Annotated in this window: 21 protein-coding genes and 1 riboswitch; of the genes, 7 read left to right on the forward strand and 14 right to left on the reverse strand. The window is 34.4% G+C overall.

Features of this window, described 5'->3' with window-relative positions; genetic code table 11:
• Positions 1-53: 53 nt before the first annotated feature.
• On the reverse strand, positions 54-884 hold the full coding sequence (locus tag MHH66_RS18350; protein WP_078184223.1) for a MerR family transcriptional regulator: 831 nt from the start codon (positions 882-884) through the stop codon (positions 54-56).
• Positions 885-1,152: 268 nt separating this feature from the next.
• Here MHH66_RS18350 and MHH66_RS18355 point away from each other — a divergent pair, with 268 nt between their 5' ends.
• Complete coding sequence (locus MHH66_RS18355; RefSeq protein WP_063217925.1) at positions 1,153-2,316, forward strand: cation:proton antiporter; 1,164 nt, start codon at positions 1,153-1,155, stop codon at positions 2,314-2,316.
• 70 nt (positions 2,317-2,386) lie between these two features.
• Here the strand turns inward: MHH66_RS18355 and MHH66_RS18360 are convergent, their stop codons facing one another.
• From MHH66_RS18360 to MHH66_RS18395, 8 genes are all read right to left on the reverse strand, one after another.
• Entirely contained in the window at positions 2,387-2,665 is a 279-nt protein-coding gene (locus MHH66_RS18360; protein WP_078184222.1) for a DUF3986 family protein, read from the reverse strand.
• Positions 2,666-2,745: 80 nt separating this feature from the next.
• Positions 2,746-4,095 carry an aspartate aminotransferase family protein gene (locus tag MHH66_RS18365; protein ID WP_063217927.1) on the reverse strand — a complete coding sequence of 450 codons (1,350 nt, stop codon included), beginning with the start codon at positions 4,093-4,095 and terminating at the stop codon, positions 2,746-2,748.
• Positions 4,096-4,284: 189 nt separating this feature from the next.
• Entirely contained in the window at positions 4,285-5,835 is a 1,551-nt protein-coding gene (locus tag MHH66_RS18370) for a solute symporter family protein (RefSeq protein WP_002011892.1), read from the reverse strand.
• Positions 5,836-5,837: 2 nt separating this feature from the next.
• Positions 5,838-6,179: a DUF485 domain-containing protein gene (locus MHH66_RS18375; RefSeq protein ID WP_000817375.1), complete on the reverse strand. Its 342-nt coding sequence runs from the start codon at positions 6,177-6,179 to the stop codon at positions 5,838-5,840.
• Between the two features lie 237 nt (positions 6,180-6,416).
• Complete coding sequence (locus MHH66_RS18380) at positions 6,417-7,046, reverse strand: sterol desaturase family protein (protein ID WP_033708945.1); 630 nt, start codon at positions 7,044-7,046, stop codon at positions 6,417-6,419.
• A gap of 82 nt (positions 7,047-7,128) precedes the next feature.
• On the reverse strand, positions 7,129-7,422 hold the full coding sequence (locus tag MHH66_RS18385; RefSeq protein WP_002011898.1) for a hypothetical protein: 294 nt from the start codon (positions 7,420-7,422) through the stop codon (positions 7,129-7,131).
• 19 nt (positions 7,423-7,441) lie between these two features.
• Positions 7,442-8,074, reverse strand: a complete 633-nt coding sequence (locus tag MHH66_RS18390) for a LysE family transporter (protein ID WP_002030886.1) — start codon at positions 8,072-8,074, stop codon at positions 7,442-7,444.
• Positions 8,075-8,213: 139 nt separating this feature from the next.
• On the reverse strand, positions 8,214-8,942 hold the full coding sequence (locus MHH66_RS18395; RefSeq protein ID WP_002030884.1) for a YqcI/YcgG family protein: 729 nt from the start codon (positions 8,940-8,942) through the stop codon (positions 8,214-8,216).
• Positions 8,943-9,202: 260 nt separating this feature from the next.
• Between MHH66_RS18395 and cspB the strand changes: the two genes are divergently transcribed.
• Both cspB and MHH66_RS18405 read left to right on the forward strand, forming a co-directional pair.
• On the forward strand, positions 9,203-9,400 hold the full coding sequence (gene cspB / locus MHH66_RS18400) for a cold shock-like protein CspB (RefSeq protein ID WP_002011904.1): 198 nt from the start codon (positions 9,203-9,205) through the stop codon (positions 9,398-9,400).
• Between the two features lie 119 nt (positions 9,401-9,519).
• On the forward strand, positions 9,520-9,768 hold the full coding sequence (locus MHH66_RS18405) for a DUF2564 family protein (protein WP_002011905.1): 249 nt from the start codon (positions 9,520-9,522) through the stop codon (positions 9,766-9,768).
• Between the two features lie 33 nt (positions 9,769-9,801).
• Here the strand turns inward: MHH66_RS18405 and MHH66_RS18410 are convergent, their stop codons facing one another.
• The 3 genes from MHH66_RS18410 to MHH66_RS18420 all read right to left on the reverse strand — a co-directional run bounded on the left by MHH66_RS18410 (position 9,802) and on the right by MHH66_RS18420 (position 11,287).
• Positions 9,802-9,978: a zinc-finger domain-containing protein gene (locus MHH66_RS18410; RefSeq protein ID WP_078184221.1), complete on the reverse strand. Its 177-nt coding sequence runs from the start codon at positions 9,976-9,978 to the stop codon at positions 9,802-9,804.
• Positions 9,979-9,990: 12 nt separating this feature from the next.
• Positions 9,991-10,650 carry a ribonuclease H family protein gene (locus MHH66_RS18415; protein WP_078184220.1) on the reverse strand — a complete coding sequence of 220 codons (660 nt, stop codon included), beginning with the start codon at positions 10,648-10,650 and terminating at the stop codon, positions 9,991-9,993.
• Between the two features lie 148 nt (positions 10,651-10,798).
• A complete protein-coding gene (locus MHH66_RS18420; protein ID WP_002011909.1) occupies positions 10,799-11,287 on the reverse strand; it encodes a QueT transporter family protein in 489 nt (162 codons plus the stop codon).
• Positions 11,288-11,293: 6 nt separating this feature from the next.
• Positions 11,294-11,338: riboswitch (PreQ1 riboswitch) on the reverse strand.
• Between the two features lie 132 nt (positions 11,339-11,470).
• Here MHH66_RS18420 and MHH66_RS18425 point away from each other — a divergent pair.
• From MHH66_RS18425 to MHH66_RS18435, 3 genes are all read left to right on the forward strand, one after another.
• The gene (locus MHH66_RS18425) at positions 11,471-12,343 is read left to right on the forward strand and encodes an aldose 1-epimerase family protein (RefSeq protein WP_078184219.1); all 873 of its coding nucleotides are present in this window, start codon (positions 11,471-11,473) and stop codon (positions 12,341-12,343) included.
• Between the two features lie 70 nt (positions 12,344-12,413).
• A complete protein-coding gene (locus tag MHH66_RS18430) occupies positions 12,414-12,800 on the forward strand; it encodes a reverse transcriptase-like protein (RefSeq protein WP_002011911.1) in 387 nt (128 codons plus the stop codon).
• A 13-nt stretch (positions 12,801-12,813) separates the two neighbouring features.
• Positions 12,814-13,719, forward strand: coding sequence for a DMT family transporter (locus MHH66_RS18435; protein ID WP_078184218.1), 906 nt, complete (start codon positions 12,814-12,816; stop codon positions 13,717-13,719).
• Between the two features lie 2 nt (positions 13,720-13,721).
• On the opposite strand, the gene MHH66_RS18440 is transcribed toward MHH66_RS18435, so the two are convergent.
• Positions 13,722-13,982, reverse strand: a complete 261-nt coding sequence (locus MHH66_RS18440) for a DUF6123 family protein (RefSeq protein ID WP_001195213.1) — start codon at positions 13,980-13,982, stop codon at positions 13,722-13,724.
• Between the two features lie 182 nt (positions 13,983-14,164).
• Here MHH66_RS18440 and MHH66_RS18445 point away from each other — a divergent pair, with 182 nt between their 5' ends.
• Positions 14,165-14,725 (forward strand): cysteine hydrolase family protein, encoded by a 561-nt coding sequence (locus MHH66_RS18445; RefSeq protein WP_078184217.1) that lies wholly within the window; start codon positions 14,165-14,167, stop codon positions 14,723-14,725.
• Positions 14,726-14,767: 42 nt separating this feature from the next.
• Here MHH66_RS18445 and MHH66_RS18450 read toward each other — a convergent pair whose 3' ends face one another.
• The gene (locus MHH66_RS18450) at positions 14,768-15,628 is read right to left on the reverse strand and encodes a GNAT family N-acetyltransferase (RefSeq protein ID WP_078184216.1); all 861 of its coding nucleotides are present in this window, start codon (positions 15,626-15,628) and stop codon (positions 14,768-14,770) included.
• Between the last annotated feature and the right edge of the window lie 34 nt (positions 15,629-15,662).

Here is a 15,662-nt window from a genome sequence, read left to right on the forward strand (position 1 = left end):
TTTAAACCTTCAAGTTACTTGAAGGTCAATAGAGAATCGAAAAATATATAAGCCTATTTTTTAACAACAGGTATTTGAATTTCCGTTACTTGCTCCTTCGGATTTTCTGTTACGGACCAATCAATTAATGCAAGTTCCAGTGCATCTCCGCACACTTCATATCCTTCGTTATCAATGTGCTTTAATAATTCCGTATACGTTGCGTCTGTTTCTTCATATGGTCCATGGTGATAAGAACAGGCAAATATCCCTTCTTTTATTTCATCTGAAGTATGCGATTCAAAAGGCATGTAATCCAATAAAATAAACACACTGTTATATGCTTGAAACTCATTTTGCATTAATGCTTTTTTTGAAACTGTTACACCGATATCACCTGAAAATAAACTATTATCAATTTGCTTCATATTTTTTTGCAACGAATGGATATAATATTCAAACATATCATCCGTTGTATTTGGTGCAACTGCAATTGCTGTAATTTTTCGTTTCGGTATCTTTTTATAAATAATTTGATTTGCTTCAGATTTCGTCGCTTTCTTCATTAAATGGATTTTATGTTCCATTTTTGCCAAAGCATACTCGATTTCTCTTTGTTTTTTCAGCATCATTTCTTGTTGTTTTTCAAGTAAATTCAGCGCATAAGATGGATTTCGTTCATCAATATATTTCTTTATTTCCTTTAACGGGATGTTCAATTGGCGTAAAAATTTAATCGTATCTAATAGTGAAAACTGATCAATTGTGTAATAACGATAATTGGTTTGAGGGTCAACAATTGACGGATGAAAAATCCCTTTTTCATCATAATAACGTAATGTAGATTCCGCTATATTATGCATTTTCGCCATTTCCCCAATTGTAAAACGTTGATTTAATAACATTTTTCTTTCTCCATTCATTATATGTAAACTTTATTACTTCCTATTATATATCTATATCCCCCGTTTCTAAAACGAATCCTCTCATGAAAATCTGCTATTTTTTCATTGATTTTTAATAAATTTTATTATATATTAATTACAGGTTCAAATTACAAGTTCAAAAGAACTCGTAATCAGACCCTTTGTTTAATGGATCTTTACATATTATCATTAGGCAAATTCCGAGAAATCGTATGATAAAAATAAAAAATGATGAGGAGAGGATCAAATGGAATTCGAATTTTTCTTTCAGATTGCACTTATTTTATTAAGTACAAAGCTCGCTGGTGACCTTAGTGTTAGATTAGGTCAACCTTCTGTACTCGGTAAATTAATTGTTGGTATCGTTATCGGTCCAGCTATATTCGGATGGATTGAAAATTCAGAGCTTCTAACACAATTAAGTAATGTCGGAGTTATTCTTTTAATGTTTATGGCAGGACTTGAAACAGACTTAGAAGAATTAAACGCAAATCGTAATTCTTCTTTAGCTGTTGCACTTGGAGGTATCGTTCTTCCATTCGTGGGTGGTTACGTTGCCGGTCTTGTTGTCGGTATGGAACAAGGGAATGCTGTCTTTTTAGGATTACTTCTATGTGCAACAAGTGTTAGTATTTCCGTTCAAACACTTCGTGATTTAGGTAAAATGAAAACACGTGAAAGTACGACGATGCTTGGAGCCGCTGTATTTGATGACATTCTTGTTGTTATTTTATTAGCATTTGCAATGAGCTTCTTAGGCACAGATGACGTTAACTTAACAATGATTATCTTGAAGAAAGTAGTATTCTTTGCTTCTATCATTTTAATTGGTTGGAAAGGTGTTCCAGCAATCATGCGTTGGTTATCACCGCTTCGCGTATCTGAGTCTATCGTTAGTGCTGCGCTTATCATCTGTTTCTCATTCGCATACTTCGGCGAACTATTAGGAATTGCTGGTATTATCGGTGCTTTCGCAGCTGGTATCGCTATTTCACAAACGAACTACAAACATGAAGTAGAAAAGAAAGTAGAACCAATTGCTTACGCTATGTTCGTTCCAGTATTCTTTGTTAGTATCGGTATGAATATTACATTTGACGGTATTGGTGATCAAATTTGGTTCATCTTAGCATTAACAGTTATCGCTGTATTCACAAAACTAATTGGTTGTGGATTCGGTGCACGAATGACTGGATTTGATGCAAAGTCTTCTGCAATTATCGGTGCTGGTATGGTTTCTCGTGGTGAAGTTGCACTTATCATCGCAGGAACAGGACTTTCTTCTGGCCTATTAGCACAAGATTACTTTACAGCTATCGTTATTGTCGTTATTTTAACTACAATGATTACACCACCAATGTTAAAATACACTTTTGGTGCAAAAGATAAAGCAGTGAAAGCAAGTAAATAGTAAATAAGCTTTCTACAATAAAAAGAGATTACTATCTTATAAGATAGTAATCTCTTTTTTCATTTTATCTTTAAACAATTGCATTCTTTTTTAACCAGTTTTCAAACATAGTTCGTGCTTCTTCATCATCCATATCATTACTAAATGAATACACCATAATGCCGTAATCATCTATATATTCACCTAGTTTCATTTCCTCCACTTTTTTATAAAAGTCGTCTGCCTCATAGTGCGGAATATAAGCATCCCAAACTGGTTCATTTATTCTTTTGTACGCCGTCACTTCTAAATCATATCCATCTTCATAATATCCGATGTGATAATGTTTACTAGGGTCATATTTCTCCATTAATATCCCTTCCTTTAAAAAGCTATCCTATTTCACGTAATAAACAAAAGCGAGCTGTATATTACAGCTCGCTCAATTAATTAAATACGCTCCATCGCCGTCTTCAACGTACCAACAACGAAAGCAATTTCTTCACTTGATATAACGAGCGGCGGTGCCAATGTTAAGACATTATTATATCCTGCTGTTGTCATACCGTTACGCCCAATAATGAGCCCTTTTTCTTTACAAGCATTTACAACACTTGCAATTTTGTCATTATCAATTGGTTCTTTCGTCGCTTTATCATTTACTAGTTCGATTCCAACTAATAACCCTTTCCCTCTAATATTTCCAACAAGCGGATGTGCCCCAATTTCTTCTTTTAATTGATTTAATAAAAGTGAACCCATTTGTGCAGAGCGCTCAATTAAATTTTCATTTTCCATAATCTCTAAGTTTTTAAGCGCTAATGCACAGGCCGCTGGATTTCCACCAAATGTATTAATATGGCGGAAGAATTCATATTCTCCTGTTCCTTTAAATGCCTCATAAATTTCTTTTTTTACAGCTGTTGCTGATAATGGTAAATATGCGCTCGTAATACCTTTTGCCATCGTAACGATATCAGGCTTAACGTCATAGTTCATAAACCCAAATGCTTTTCCTGTACGCCCGAAACCACAAATAACTTCATCACTTATAAGTAGTGCTCCGTGTTTTTGACATGTTTCGTGAATTGCTTTCATATAGTCTTGTGGTGGCATTAAAATACCTCCGCCTGTAATAATTGGCTCCATAATAAATGCTGCTATCGTTTCACTTAATTCCCATGTCATAACACGATCTACTTCTTTTACACATTCTACATCATAAATATTTTTTGATTCCATTTCTGGCATGCGGTAACAATCTGGAGGCGTTACATGTAAAAAACCTGAAGCGAATGGCTCATATTGGTATCTACGCTGTGCTTGTCCAGTCGCTGCCATCGTCGCCATTGTGTTTCCGTGATAACCACGATAACGCGACATAAATTTGTAACGATGCGGTTCACCTTTTTGAGCATAATATTGTCTTGCTATTTTAAAAGCGGTTTCATTCGCTTCTGATCCACTATTAGAGAAGAAAATAACATACTCTCCACCAAGCCACTCGTTTAACTTTTCAGCGAGCTTAATTGCTGGTTCATGTGATTGTGACATCGGAAAATATGATAATGTTTGCAATTGCTTATAAGCTGCCTCTGCAAGCTCTTTTCTTCCATATCCGCTATTTACACACCAAAGACCACTCATACCATCTAAGTATCTTTTTCCTTGTATATCTTCAACCCAGCACCCTTCTGCTTTTGCCCCTACCATTGTACTACTTGGACTAAAGGGACGCATTCCGTGCCACACATATTGCTCATCTTTTGCTAATAATTCATCGGTTTGTTTTGTCTTCATCATTTCTTCCACCTTCCATAACAACTTATTTTTCACAAAGCTGCGCTGGTGCCATGATGAGTTAAATTTCTCCCTGCCTATTTTCATTCCACAAACACAAGACAAATCCTACCAAAATTTAAGTAATATTTATAAGAAAATGTCAAAAGAAAGAGGAGCTTTTCTTATATTTCGAAAAGCTCCTCTTTTTTAATGCGAAGATGCATCACTAATACCATGACCAGTATTAGACTTCACAAGAATTTCATCAAATTTCGCTGCATCTTCTTTCTTACTAGAGAAAACAGTTCCTAAATATGCTGCAAGAAACCCGAGCGGGATCGAAATAATTCCAGGTGTCGTATATGGGAATATCGCTTCTCCAACAAAAATAGCTTTTCCAGCTACTGGATTCCAAACATTTGGACTTAACGCTACAAGAACAATCGCTGATACAAGACCAACAATCATACCAGAAATTGCTCCCGTTGTATTAAAACGCTTCCAATAGATTGTAAATAATATAACCGGTAAATTTGCACTCGCTGCAACCGCAAATGCTAGTGATACTAAAAATGCTACGTTTAATGTTTGAGCAAATAAAGCAAGTATAATAGATACTATCGCTACTCCAATAGACGCATAACGAGCCATTGACACTTGCTCTTTTTCCGTTGATTTTCCTTTACGGATAATCTCATTATAAAAATCATGCGCGAATGCTGATGCTGCTGTTAACACAAGTCCTGCTACTACAGCTAAAATAGTTGCAAAAGCAATTGCTGATACGAAAGCAAATAAGAAATCTCCGCCTAATGCTTTTGCTAATAAAGGTGCTGCCATATTACCAGCAGGGTTTGCTTTAATAATCGCCTCATTTCCTACAAACGCTGCTGCCCCAAACCCTAAGAAAATTGTCATAATATAAAACGCGCCAATTAACCACGTCGCATATACAACAGATTGACGTGCAGTTTTTGCATCACGTACTGTAAAAAAGCGGACAAGAATATGTGGTAATCCCGCTGTACCAAGGACTAGTCCTAAATTTAAAGAAAGTGTATCAAGACCATCCTTATACTTTACTCCTGGATTTAAAAACGAATCTTTTAATGGAGTAGCTGTTTTCATGTGAGCGAACATTTCAGTCACACTGAAATTAAATTTGGAGAAAACAATAACAGAAATAATAAATGTCCCTGCCATAAGTAGTACAGCCTTTACAATTTGAACCCAGCTCGTAGCTGTCATTCCTCCAAAAATAACATACACAGTCATAAGTGTACCTACGATTAATACAGATGTTGTATATTCAATACCTAATAATAGTTTAATAAGTGCACCCGCACCAACTAATTGTGCAATCATATAAAAAATTGAAATCGTCATCGTATTAAGCGCTGCTATACCACGAACTTTTTTCGCATCAAAACGTGCCGCAATCATATCCGCTAACGTGTACTTCCCTAAATTTCTAAGCGGTTCTGCGACAAGATATAGAACAACTAAATAAGCAACTAAAAAGCCAATACTATAAAAGAACCCATCAAACCCAGTTAACGCTATCGCTCCGGCTATACCAAGAAATGACGCAGCAGACATGTAATCCCCAGCAATAGCCAGACCATTTTGCCAGCCAGTTAATCCCCCTCCAGCCGTATAAAATTCACTCGCATTTTTCGTTTTTTTTGATGCAAAATAGGTTATGACGAGCGTACCAAGAACAATAATTAAAAATAGTGCAAACGCAGTAGTATTCAAATTCAGCCCCTCCCTTTTTGCATATCTTGCAGAATTTTTTGCGAAATTTCATCAAAGGATTCGGCTTTCTTGCTGTAAATCATACATAATGACCATGTCATAATAAATTGCGCAAAAGCAAATACCCATGCCCATGTCACATCACCAAACGCCGGTGTATTAAGCACCTTTGAATACGATGTTAAAATAGGTAGTGCTATAAAAAAACTTAAAAAGAAAATACTCATCGGAACGATAAACTTCTTTTTCGTATTTAATAACAATTGAAACTCTTCAGACTGAACAACTTCTGTATAGTTCACCTCATTTTGTAACTTACGTGCTGACGTATCATCTCGTTTCATTCTCTGGTCCCCTCTCTTAACTTAAAGTACAATTCCTCCTTGCATACCTAAAGACTAAATTTTATAAATATTCAGAAACTTATTTCCATTTTAGACAATCCATACATTCCTGCAAAGATTTTTCGATAGACATTTTTCGTCATTTTCTCCTAAATTTTCAATATACTTTTTTAACATAAAATTTGATTGATTCGATTAAACTTTTATTCCCATTAAAATAGAAGAAAGAAGTAGTGCTTATCGCACTACTTCTTTCTTTGTCTCCTTTTCTAAATTACGAGCTGTTTCACTTAATTCAACGTCTTTTCCATCTTTAAGTGTTCTAAATATAAAATCGAATACTGGATTTGAAACTCCGAACCAAAACTTTTCATTTTTATAATGGTGTAATATGTGCTGTTTTTTTAGCCATCTTCCAAACTTAGTGAAGGGACGAATCGGTTTATGTGCAATATAATGTTTCCATTCATAAACGAGGAGCATGATAATCATTCCGATTCCGAATGAAAGTGTAACAGTAACACTTTTTGTAATACCATACGTTATAAGTAAATATATAGTAAAGCTAGGTATACTAAACCATACAGGCAAAAATAAAAGTTTTAAATCATCTGGATATACGTGATGATCATAATGTAATCTTCTTAACATTTTTAATAAAAATACGTTTTTAGGCGGCTTTAAATGGAATAAAAAACGGTGTGTCATATATTCGTTAAACGTATAAAAAACAATCCCAAACATACACGCTAACATACCAATCCATGTGAAAAATTGCATTTTTAAAATAATAATAAAAATTAATAGAACACTATGCATAATAACAATATCATGTTGTAAAAAAAACTCTTTCACCACTCTCTTCATCTTACTTCCCCCTTTTCCACAAAAACAGCCGCAACATATCGTTACGACCATTTTTTTCTATTTCATTCTTATTCTATTCACTTTACAAATTTGCCTGCTGTTCTATTGTCGAGAAAAAAGTGTTCGGACCAAATATATTTTGCTTCGGAATAATGTGTTCTACTGCAAACACTGTTACTTCTCCTCTTTGTACTTCTCCAATAATGAGACCAAATACTTCATGATTTACCGCAAACGTTGGTTGTTTCGTTTGCAGTAACCTTGCTGCATTTTTAAATACCGCTTCATATAGTGGATTCCTATCAGTAATTTCTTTTCGGATTTTTGGTGCTAAAGTGATGATAATTTCTTTTCCGTCAATAGTGGTTCGATACATAAAAATCTCCCCTTCAATCTTATATGAACAACTGTAAAGCTTTGTATGCAAAATGGATAGAATATCCTACTAAAATAATACCTGCTCCGGCTGTAATATAGCCAAGTGCTTTTTTCTTTAATAAAGTTCTTCCAAAATGTACAGAAAAAGCAATATTTAAATTCCACAAAATAATACCAACAATAATACAAAGACTGTACAAAAAAGCTTCTTGTTTCGTTACCTTTGTAAGCAACGAGCTAAGTGTACTTCCATATATACCAAACCAAAAAACGAGATTTAATGGATTGGATATCGCAATTAGAAATCCTGCCATAAAAGATTGTTTAAGTCCACCTATCTCTTCTTGTTTATATTCCATATTAGAGTGAGAAATTCCTTGTTTTACACTTTGAAACCCTAAATAAAATAACAAGAAAAAACCAGCGCAATACATAAAAGCTTGTACATATGTATACATAAACACAGAAGATAAACCAAAATAAATAAGCAGCATAAACAAAATATCAGCAGTCATTCCTCCGATTCCAACAATCCACGCATGCCAAAATCCACGTTCAATTCCTCGTTTTAACATTTCAATATTAATCGGACCTACAGGTGCAGCTAATGAAATACCTAATACTATTTGTTGTATAATTGCTCCAAACATCACTCTATCCTTTCTACTTCTTTTACTATTAAGTAATGATGCAAATAAAGAAAATAGACTAGCTTTCATAAAAATTATTCACTAATACAATACCCTTTTTTATCCAAAATATACAAAAGAGCCATCCAGTTGATGGCTCTTATTTCTCTACCCTATGATGAAAAGGACATTTACCTTTAATCGGCTCAATATCATCCCCTATGAAATATTGTTTCCATTCACGATGATTAGGATCTCCGTAGTGACTAATGTTAGGGTGCTTCGGCAACTGATCCCACTTTTCAACTCGTTCACGGACCATTTGTCTTGAATACGACCCTTTAGGACGATCTCCTTCTAATCCATCGAAAATAGTTCGTGGCTGGAATCCAATAACGAGAGAATTTCCTAAATGCCTAGTCTTTCGCTGTTTATAAGCTGGCGCATTCCCAAATGCAAATATTGGTTCACCACCAAATGAAAATTCCCATAAATGATGGTCTGGATTTTTCGGGATTTGCTTTGGCCATAATTGATTATCTTGTTCATGCAAATATTGTAGTACTTTCCAAAAATAATCTCGATAATATTCGATTGATTTTTCTTCACATTCCGGTTCCACAAAAAGAAAAAATCCTCTTCTTACAATCGGCCGCTCTTTCATTAGCTCCAAAAAAGTTAACATTGTATTTGGCAAATGACTCCAATCATTATGAGAGAGAAATGAATAACGAAGTTCATTCTTCTTCAAAGCTGTTAAACCGAAATAACACGGGAAGGTTGGTTCTAACACGACACTCGAAAAATCATGAAATTCTTTTGCAACCCAATTCGGTATGTCGACTCTATTTTTCATCCCTTCATTATCTAATAAATAAGACTCATCCATTCTTTCACCTCATTATGTACAGCATTCACTTAAGAATATTACATACTCGGCTTGTCCTATACCTTTTTAAAAATTCAAGAAAAAATTAGTTCAAAATACAAAATTTTAAAAACGCTTACTTGACTAAATTCTACCAATTCATGTATATTTAAATTAATCATTTAGCAGAATATTCGATAATATAGCATTTTTTATTTTTATTATTTTTTAATGAATTTCACTAAATGAAAAAAGGAATCGTTTTTAGGAGGAATTGTGACATGCAAGGAAAAGTAAAATGGTTTAACAATGAAAAAGGTTTTGGATTTATCGAAATGGAAGGCTCTGAAGATGTATTCGTACATTTCTCTGCTATTCAAAGCGACGGCTACAAAGCTTTAGAGGAAGGTCAAGAAGTATCTTTCGACATTACTGAAGGAAACCGTGGACCTCAAGCTGCTAACGTAGCAAAACTTTAATCCCACATATGACAGGAGGTTACCTTACTTGGTAACCTCCTTTGTTATTCCTTTGTATATTTCCGTTTTCCAGAGCAAAAACTATGTGAAATGCGCAAAATACAAAGGAGGCAATAACAATGGGGTCACATGTAAATGATTTTGAAGAAGTAAAATTCCGTGTAGAAACTGCACAAAAAATGGTAGGTTCTGCAACAATTTCAATGGATCCAGACACATTAGAGCATGCCACTACTGCAGTAGAATCGGCTCGTTCTCAGCTTGAAATCATGAAATCCGTTGCAACGGATTTAGATGAGCCATTTCTAATGAATGAAGAAAAAAAATTAAGTAAATGCGAGCATCAATTACATGAAGCGAAGCACTAAAAAACATCCAGAGAAAATTCTCTGGATGTTTTTTTATGACAATTGCTCCCCATACTTTTTCAACTTCTCTCCAACCGTACATTGCCGTATACAAAAAGAATGGGCATAGTATTTACTATGCTTTTTCCGATTATGTTCCTGCAGGAAACACCCTCCGCAATACGTTTCTAATAAGTCATTTACCTCTGTAATGAGTTGCTTCTTCTTCACGTGTGCACCTCTCTATTCGGTTATTTCTTTATGACTATCAATTGTCGTCCCTTCTAATGCTTGCGCTGCTAATTGATGTGCCTCTTTATTTTGTTTTCTAGATATCGGTTCACAAATAAGTTTTAATTTCATTTGCTTCGCTTTTTGTTCAATTTGATCTAAGTAATGATTTAAATGTTCATCATAGCAAGGCCATTCACCAGCTAATTGCTGCAGTACAACTTGAGAATCTCCACGAAGTGTAACTGCTTCATATTTAATTCCTAATTCCTCGAGTGTATTTATCCCGTATAATAATGCTGCATACTCCGCTTCGTTATTATCATATATGCCTTCTATGTATGCATTGCGACGAATTCGGTAATTTGTATTTCCTTTTTTATAGTATACACATATACCAACCCCAGCTTCTTTCGTCTGTACATCATAACCACCATCAAAATAAACTTGAATTTCTTGCGGATCTTCCTCCACTTGCTTACTCAGCTTTTTCATTTCCTTTAAGGACCATTCTGCATCCATTTCATCATAAAATGATAGTTCTTTCACTCTTCCTGTTTTCTCAAAATCCTCTGCAAATTGCAGTACATCTTCTATGTTCATATAATCTGTCGTTAATTCCGTCTGCAAACCGCGCTTCGTTTTATACAACCAATGAATTTTATACTTCATACTAGATTCCCCTTTTATAAGACTTCTTATATGTAGCCAGCTAATGAAAGCCTCACTTTATTTTATTATATTGTATCAAGAGTCACAGCATTATATTCAATGTGATTACATACAAAAAGAGCTATCCCTATAGGAATAGCTCTTTCATCTATTGCATAAATCTTTCAAATTGCACTCGCTTATTAATCCAGTACATTACAGGCATACCAATTGCCATTACAACAAATTCACCAACTGCACAAGTTAGCCATGTCAATAAAAATGGCAGATCAAACGCAAGATGAAGTTCAATTGCAATCATAAACATTGTGACTGTAAAAATAACTGTATTAAAAATCATACGAGCCCAAACACCTTTAATGAAGCGCATAGAAATAATAGTTGCAAGTAATGCAAGAATTGATTGCCCTACTCCAAATACTAAATCATAAGCGATCATAGGTGAGAAAAAGAGATTCGTTAAAAATACACCTAATACAATCCCGTAAATTGCTTTCTTATTGAATACAACGAGATGATTAAACATCTCTGAAATACGAAACTGTACACTCGTAAAGCCAAATGGCTGAATAAGCATAGAAACAGCAATATATAATGCCGCTAAAATACCATTACCGACTAATGTTCTTATATTCATGACAAAATCTCCTTAGTTTTTTTACGTGGGATGGTTTCGAACCACGTTATTCGTTTTTTAAGCAACAAGATTACATTTTACGCAATAGACACTCTCTCGTCAATAGATTCCTATCATTAACTACCTTTTTTCTTTTAGAAAACGTATAATAAAACATATGAAAGTTTTAGGAGGTTTCACTTCATGACAGCAACAATTCAAAATGAAAAAGTGATCGTTTCCATTTCTGACAAAGGTGCAGAATTACAAAGCGTTCGCTTAAAAGAAGATAACACTGAATACTTATGGCAAGGCGATTCTACTTATTGGGGGCGCCGCGCACCAATTTTATTCCCAATTGTCGGCCGATTAGTAGATAATACATACTACGTAGATGGTAAACCGTATTCTTTAACACAACACGGCTTTGCTCGTGATCTTACATTCTCTGTACAAGAACAAAGTGAAACGAAAATCACTTATATTGTAACTAGTAATGAAGAAACATTAAAAAAATACCCATACGAATTCGAATTACTCGTTTCTTATGAGCTAGACGGACAAATCGTTCATGTAACATATGAAGTAAATAATCCTGCTTCAAAAGAGATGTCCTTCTCAATCGGAGCACATCCTGGTTTCAACTTCCCCTTATTAGAGGGCGAATCATTTACTGATTATCATTTAGCATTTAATGGTTCTGAACGCTTAGAAACAAGCGTATTAGAAGGACCTTACCTTTCAAGTAAAAAACAATTAATTGCTGAAAATACGAATGAATTACCACTTACATACGATTTATTCAAAAATGATGCACTTATTTTTGAAAATATGAATACGGATGAAATCTCTATTCGTTCTCATAAACATAATAAATTTGTAAAAGTAGAATTTGACGGATTCCCATTTGTCGGCGTATGGACACCAGGCGAAAACGCACCTTTCTTATGTATTGAACCTTGGTACGGTATTGCTGATGAAGTAAATCCGGCAAAAGATTTCAAGGAAAAAAAAGGAATTCAATCTTTACAAGCGAATGAAACATTTACATGTCGTTATAGTATTACAATCGGCTAAAGTACTCTATCCCCTACTTCAAAGAAACATATAAGTAGGGGATCATCTTATAATTTGGAGGTTTCTCATTTTGATTGAAGTATATATTGATGGTGCATCAAAAGGAAATCCTGGTCCTTCTGGTGCAGGAGTGTTTATTAAAGGGGTGCAACCAGCTGTACAGTTATCATTGCCCCTTGGGACAATGTCCAATCATGAAGCAGAATACCACGCTTTACTTGCGGCATTAAAATATTGCACGGAGCATAATTATAACATTGTCTCTTTTCGTACCGATTCGCAGCTTGTCGAGCGAGCTGTCGAAAAAGAATACGCAAAAAATAAAATATTTGCACCACTATTAGAGGAAGCACTGCAGTACATAAAAAGTTTCGATCTCTTTTTTATTAAGTGGATTCCAAGTAGTCAAAATAAAGTTGCTGATGAATTAGCTAGAAAAGCTATCTTACAAAATTAACGGGGGTATGAGTGTGAAAAAGGATTGGATTGCTCCTCTTGCTTTATTATTTGTCTCTTTTATTTGGGGAGCTACGTTTGTTGTCGTCCAAAATGCTATGTCTTTCGTTGGTCCATTTACTTTTAATGGGATTCGCTTTCTATTCGCTGGAATTATTTTATTATTCGTTCAAATGATTTTCTCAAAAAAAGCTTCAAAACAAGATATAAAACAGAGTAGTCTCGCTGGATTGATTGTTGGATTCTTTTTATGTGTTGGCTATTTATTACAAACATTCGGCTTACTTTATACAACTTCTTCAAAAGCTGGTTTCTTAACAGGGCTTAGTATCGTTATGGTACCAATTTTGTCTTTTATCTTTTTAAAACAAAAAGCTACCATTTTCATCGTACTTGGCATTGCTGTAGCAACAGCAGGTTTATACTTATTAACGGCTGGTGATTCTTTTCAATTAAACATTGGAGATATACTCGTTCTCGGTTGTGCAGTTGCTTTTGCTGCCCATATTCTTGTTAACGGTTTCTTTTCTAAGAAAATATCACCTTTATTACTAAGCACCTCTCAAGTATTAGCTGTCGGTATATTTTCCTCTATTTGCGCTTTTTTGTTTGAAGATTGGGAAAAATTATTTTCAGTTTCACTATGGACGAATCAATCCTTTTTATTCGCTCTATTTCTAACTTCCCTATTTGCGACATCCATTGCTTTTTTCATTCAAACATCGGCACAAAAACATACTTCTCCAACAAGAGTAGCAATTATTTTCGCAATGGAGCCCGTTTTTGCTGCATTAACAGGCGTTCTAGTTGCAAATGAACAGCTTTCTATTTCTGCTATTATTGGATGTCTATGTATTTTCCTAGGTATGGTTTTTGTTGAATTACCTTCCAAAACAAAAAAAGAAGCGCAGGCTGCGTGAAGTTATGCTTGTAACTTCCGCATAAAAGCCTTAGCGCTTTTTTTATCTGTAATTTCTTCTTCTTTCAATCGTTCTAATAACGCAACAAAATAACTGCCATCAAACTGTAATTGATGTTTAATCGTCGCTTCTATTGCTACGTTCACAATCCCATCAGATGCACCAGTATATCCTTGTCCGAACATAATAAATCCTTGTGCTTCCTCTGATAATTTAAATCCTTTCGTATGTAAGAATGAAAGATAATCTTCTACTGTTTGCATGATATTCCCACCTACTCAAAAATTCTCCACTTCCTATCATACATGTTTTTATACTCTATGAGAATGAAATTTATTTGACAACTTTGTAAATCTATCGTCTACTTCTTAGAAAAAAAAGGAGTTCCTTACAATATAAAAGAATATGTAAAGTGGAATTTATTTTATATTAAAGGGGATATCGAATGAAACAAGCACTATTAATTATCGATGCTCAGCAAGAATTAATGGATGGAAATGAACAAGAAAATGAAGTTTTTCGTAAAAACGAGCTATTATCTACACTAAATACAGCCGTACAGAAAGCAATAGATGCAAATGCCCTTACTGTTTTCGTAAGAGATATCGATGTTGCTTCTGGTAGCGGAGAAGGATTTGAAGTACATAATCAAATTAAAGTACCTCAGTCTGCAATCCTTATTAATAAAGCAGCAACAAACTCATTCTATGGCACTTCTTTACTTGAACTTTTAAAAGAAGAAAAAATTAATCATATTGTTATAGGTGGATGTAAAACAGAACATTGCATTGACACCGCAGTTAGAACAGCTACTGTACAAGGATTTGACGTTACATTAATTAAAAATGGTCATTCCACAACTGATTCTAACGTGTTATCTGCAGAGCAAATTATTGGTCATCATAATAAAACTCTACACGGTCATTATAATGTTGATCATTTTTCTATGGTGAGAGATGTCGAGGAAGACCTTTTTCAACCTATTCATGATCAATATCGCGATTAATTTGGCTATAAAAAAGAATCCTTTTCACAAAAGGATTCTTTTTTATCCAAAAATTTGCGCTGCAATACTGTATAGTTCTCCATTTCTTTTCAAAAATTGATCACTATTTTTTATCATTATTGGTGGGGTATTAACCTTTTGAAAACCAGTAATCTCTAATTCTTTCATGAAACTTTTCTTTCCTTCTGGTACATCAATTCTTAATTTACCATGATGCTCTCTTGCTAAATAATGTACCATTCTCATTGCCATCGCATCATTTTTAGCAACGACCGGCCCTATTATTTTATTTTCTGGCGTTTGTATACTTAAACCGTAACCTAATACATTTTGTTGTGCATCCTTTGTAACAATACATTGTTCACTTTGAATAATTCGATACTTTAAAAACTCTTCTCTATTTGTTCCAAATGCATCTTTATCTATTTGTATTATTTCTTCTAAATCACGTTCTTCATAATTCACAATATACTCTTCATTTCCTACACAATGGTAATTCGCATTGTACGAGTTACATATGTATTTAGAAACATGACTAACAGCCCTGAATCCTATTTTTTCATATAAAATTTCCCCCTCATCCGTAGCAATAAGCATAATGGGGGTTTGAGTTGATACGCTTTTAACACATGAATCCGTTATTATCTTTCCAATCCCTCTTCCTTTATAATCTGGATGTACAATTACCATTCCAATTGAGGCTAATGTCTCCCCGTATAGTATAATTGCTGCGCTAGCAATAAGCTCTTCTCTCTCATTTACTACACCATATACTATACCCGTATTCAAAATCATCTCAATTTCCTCTCTGTTGTAATCCCAGCCAATATGAGAAGATAATGCTACAATATCCTCTATTTTCCCTTTCCTAAGACGCTCCACCCTAATCTCCACTTCAATCATTCCCCATCTCCTTCTTTAGACGTTTGAACCATTC

The organism is Bacillus sp. FSL H8-0492 (genome assembly GCF_038006145.1).
GTDB lineage: Bacteria > Bacillota > Bacilli > Bacillales > Bacillaceae_G > Bacillus_A > Bacillus_A mycoides.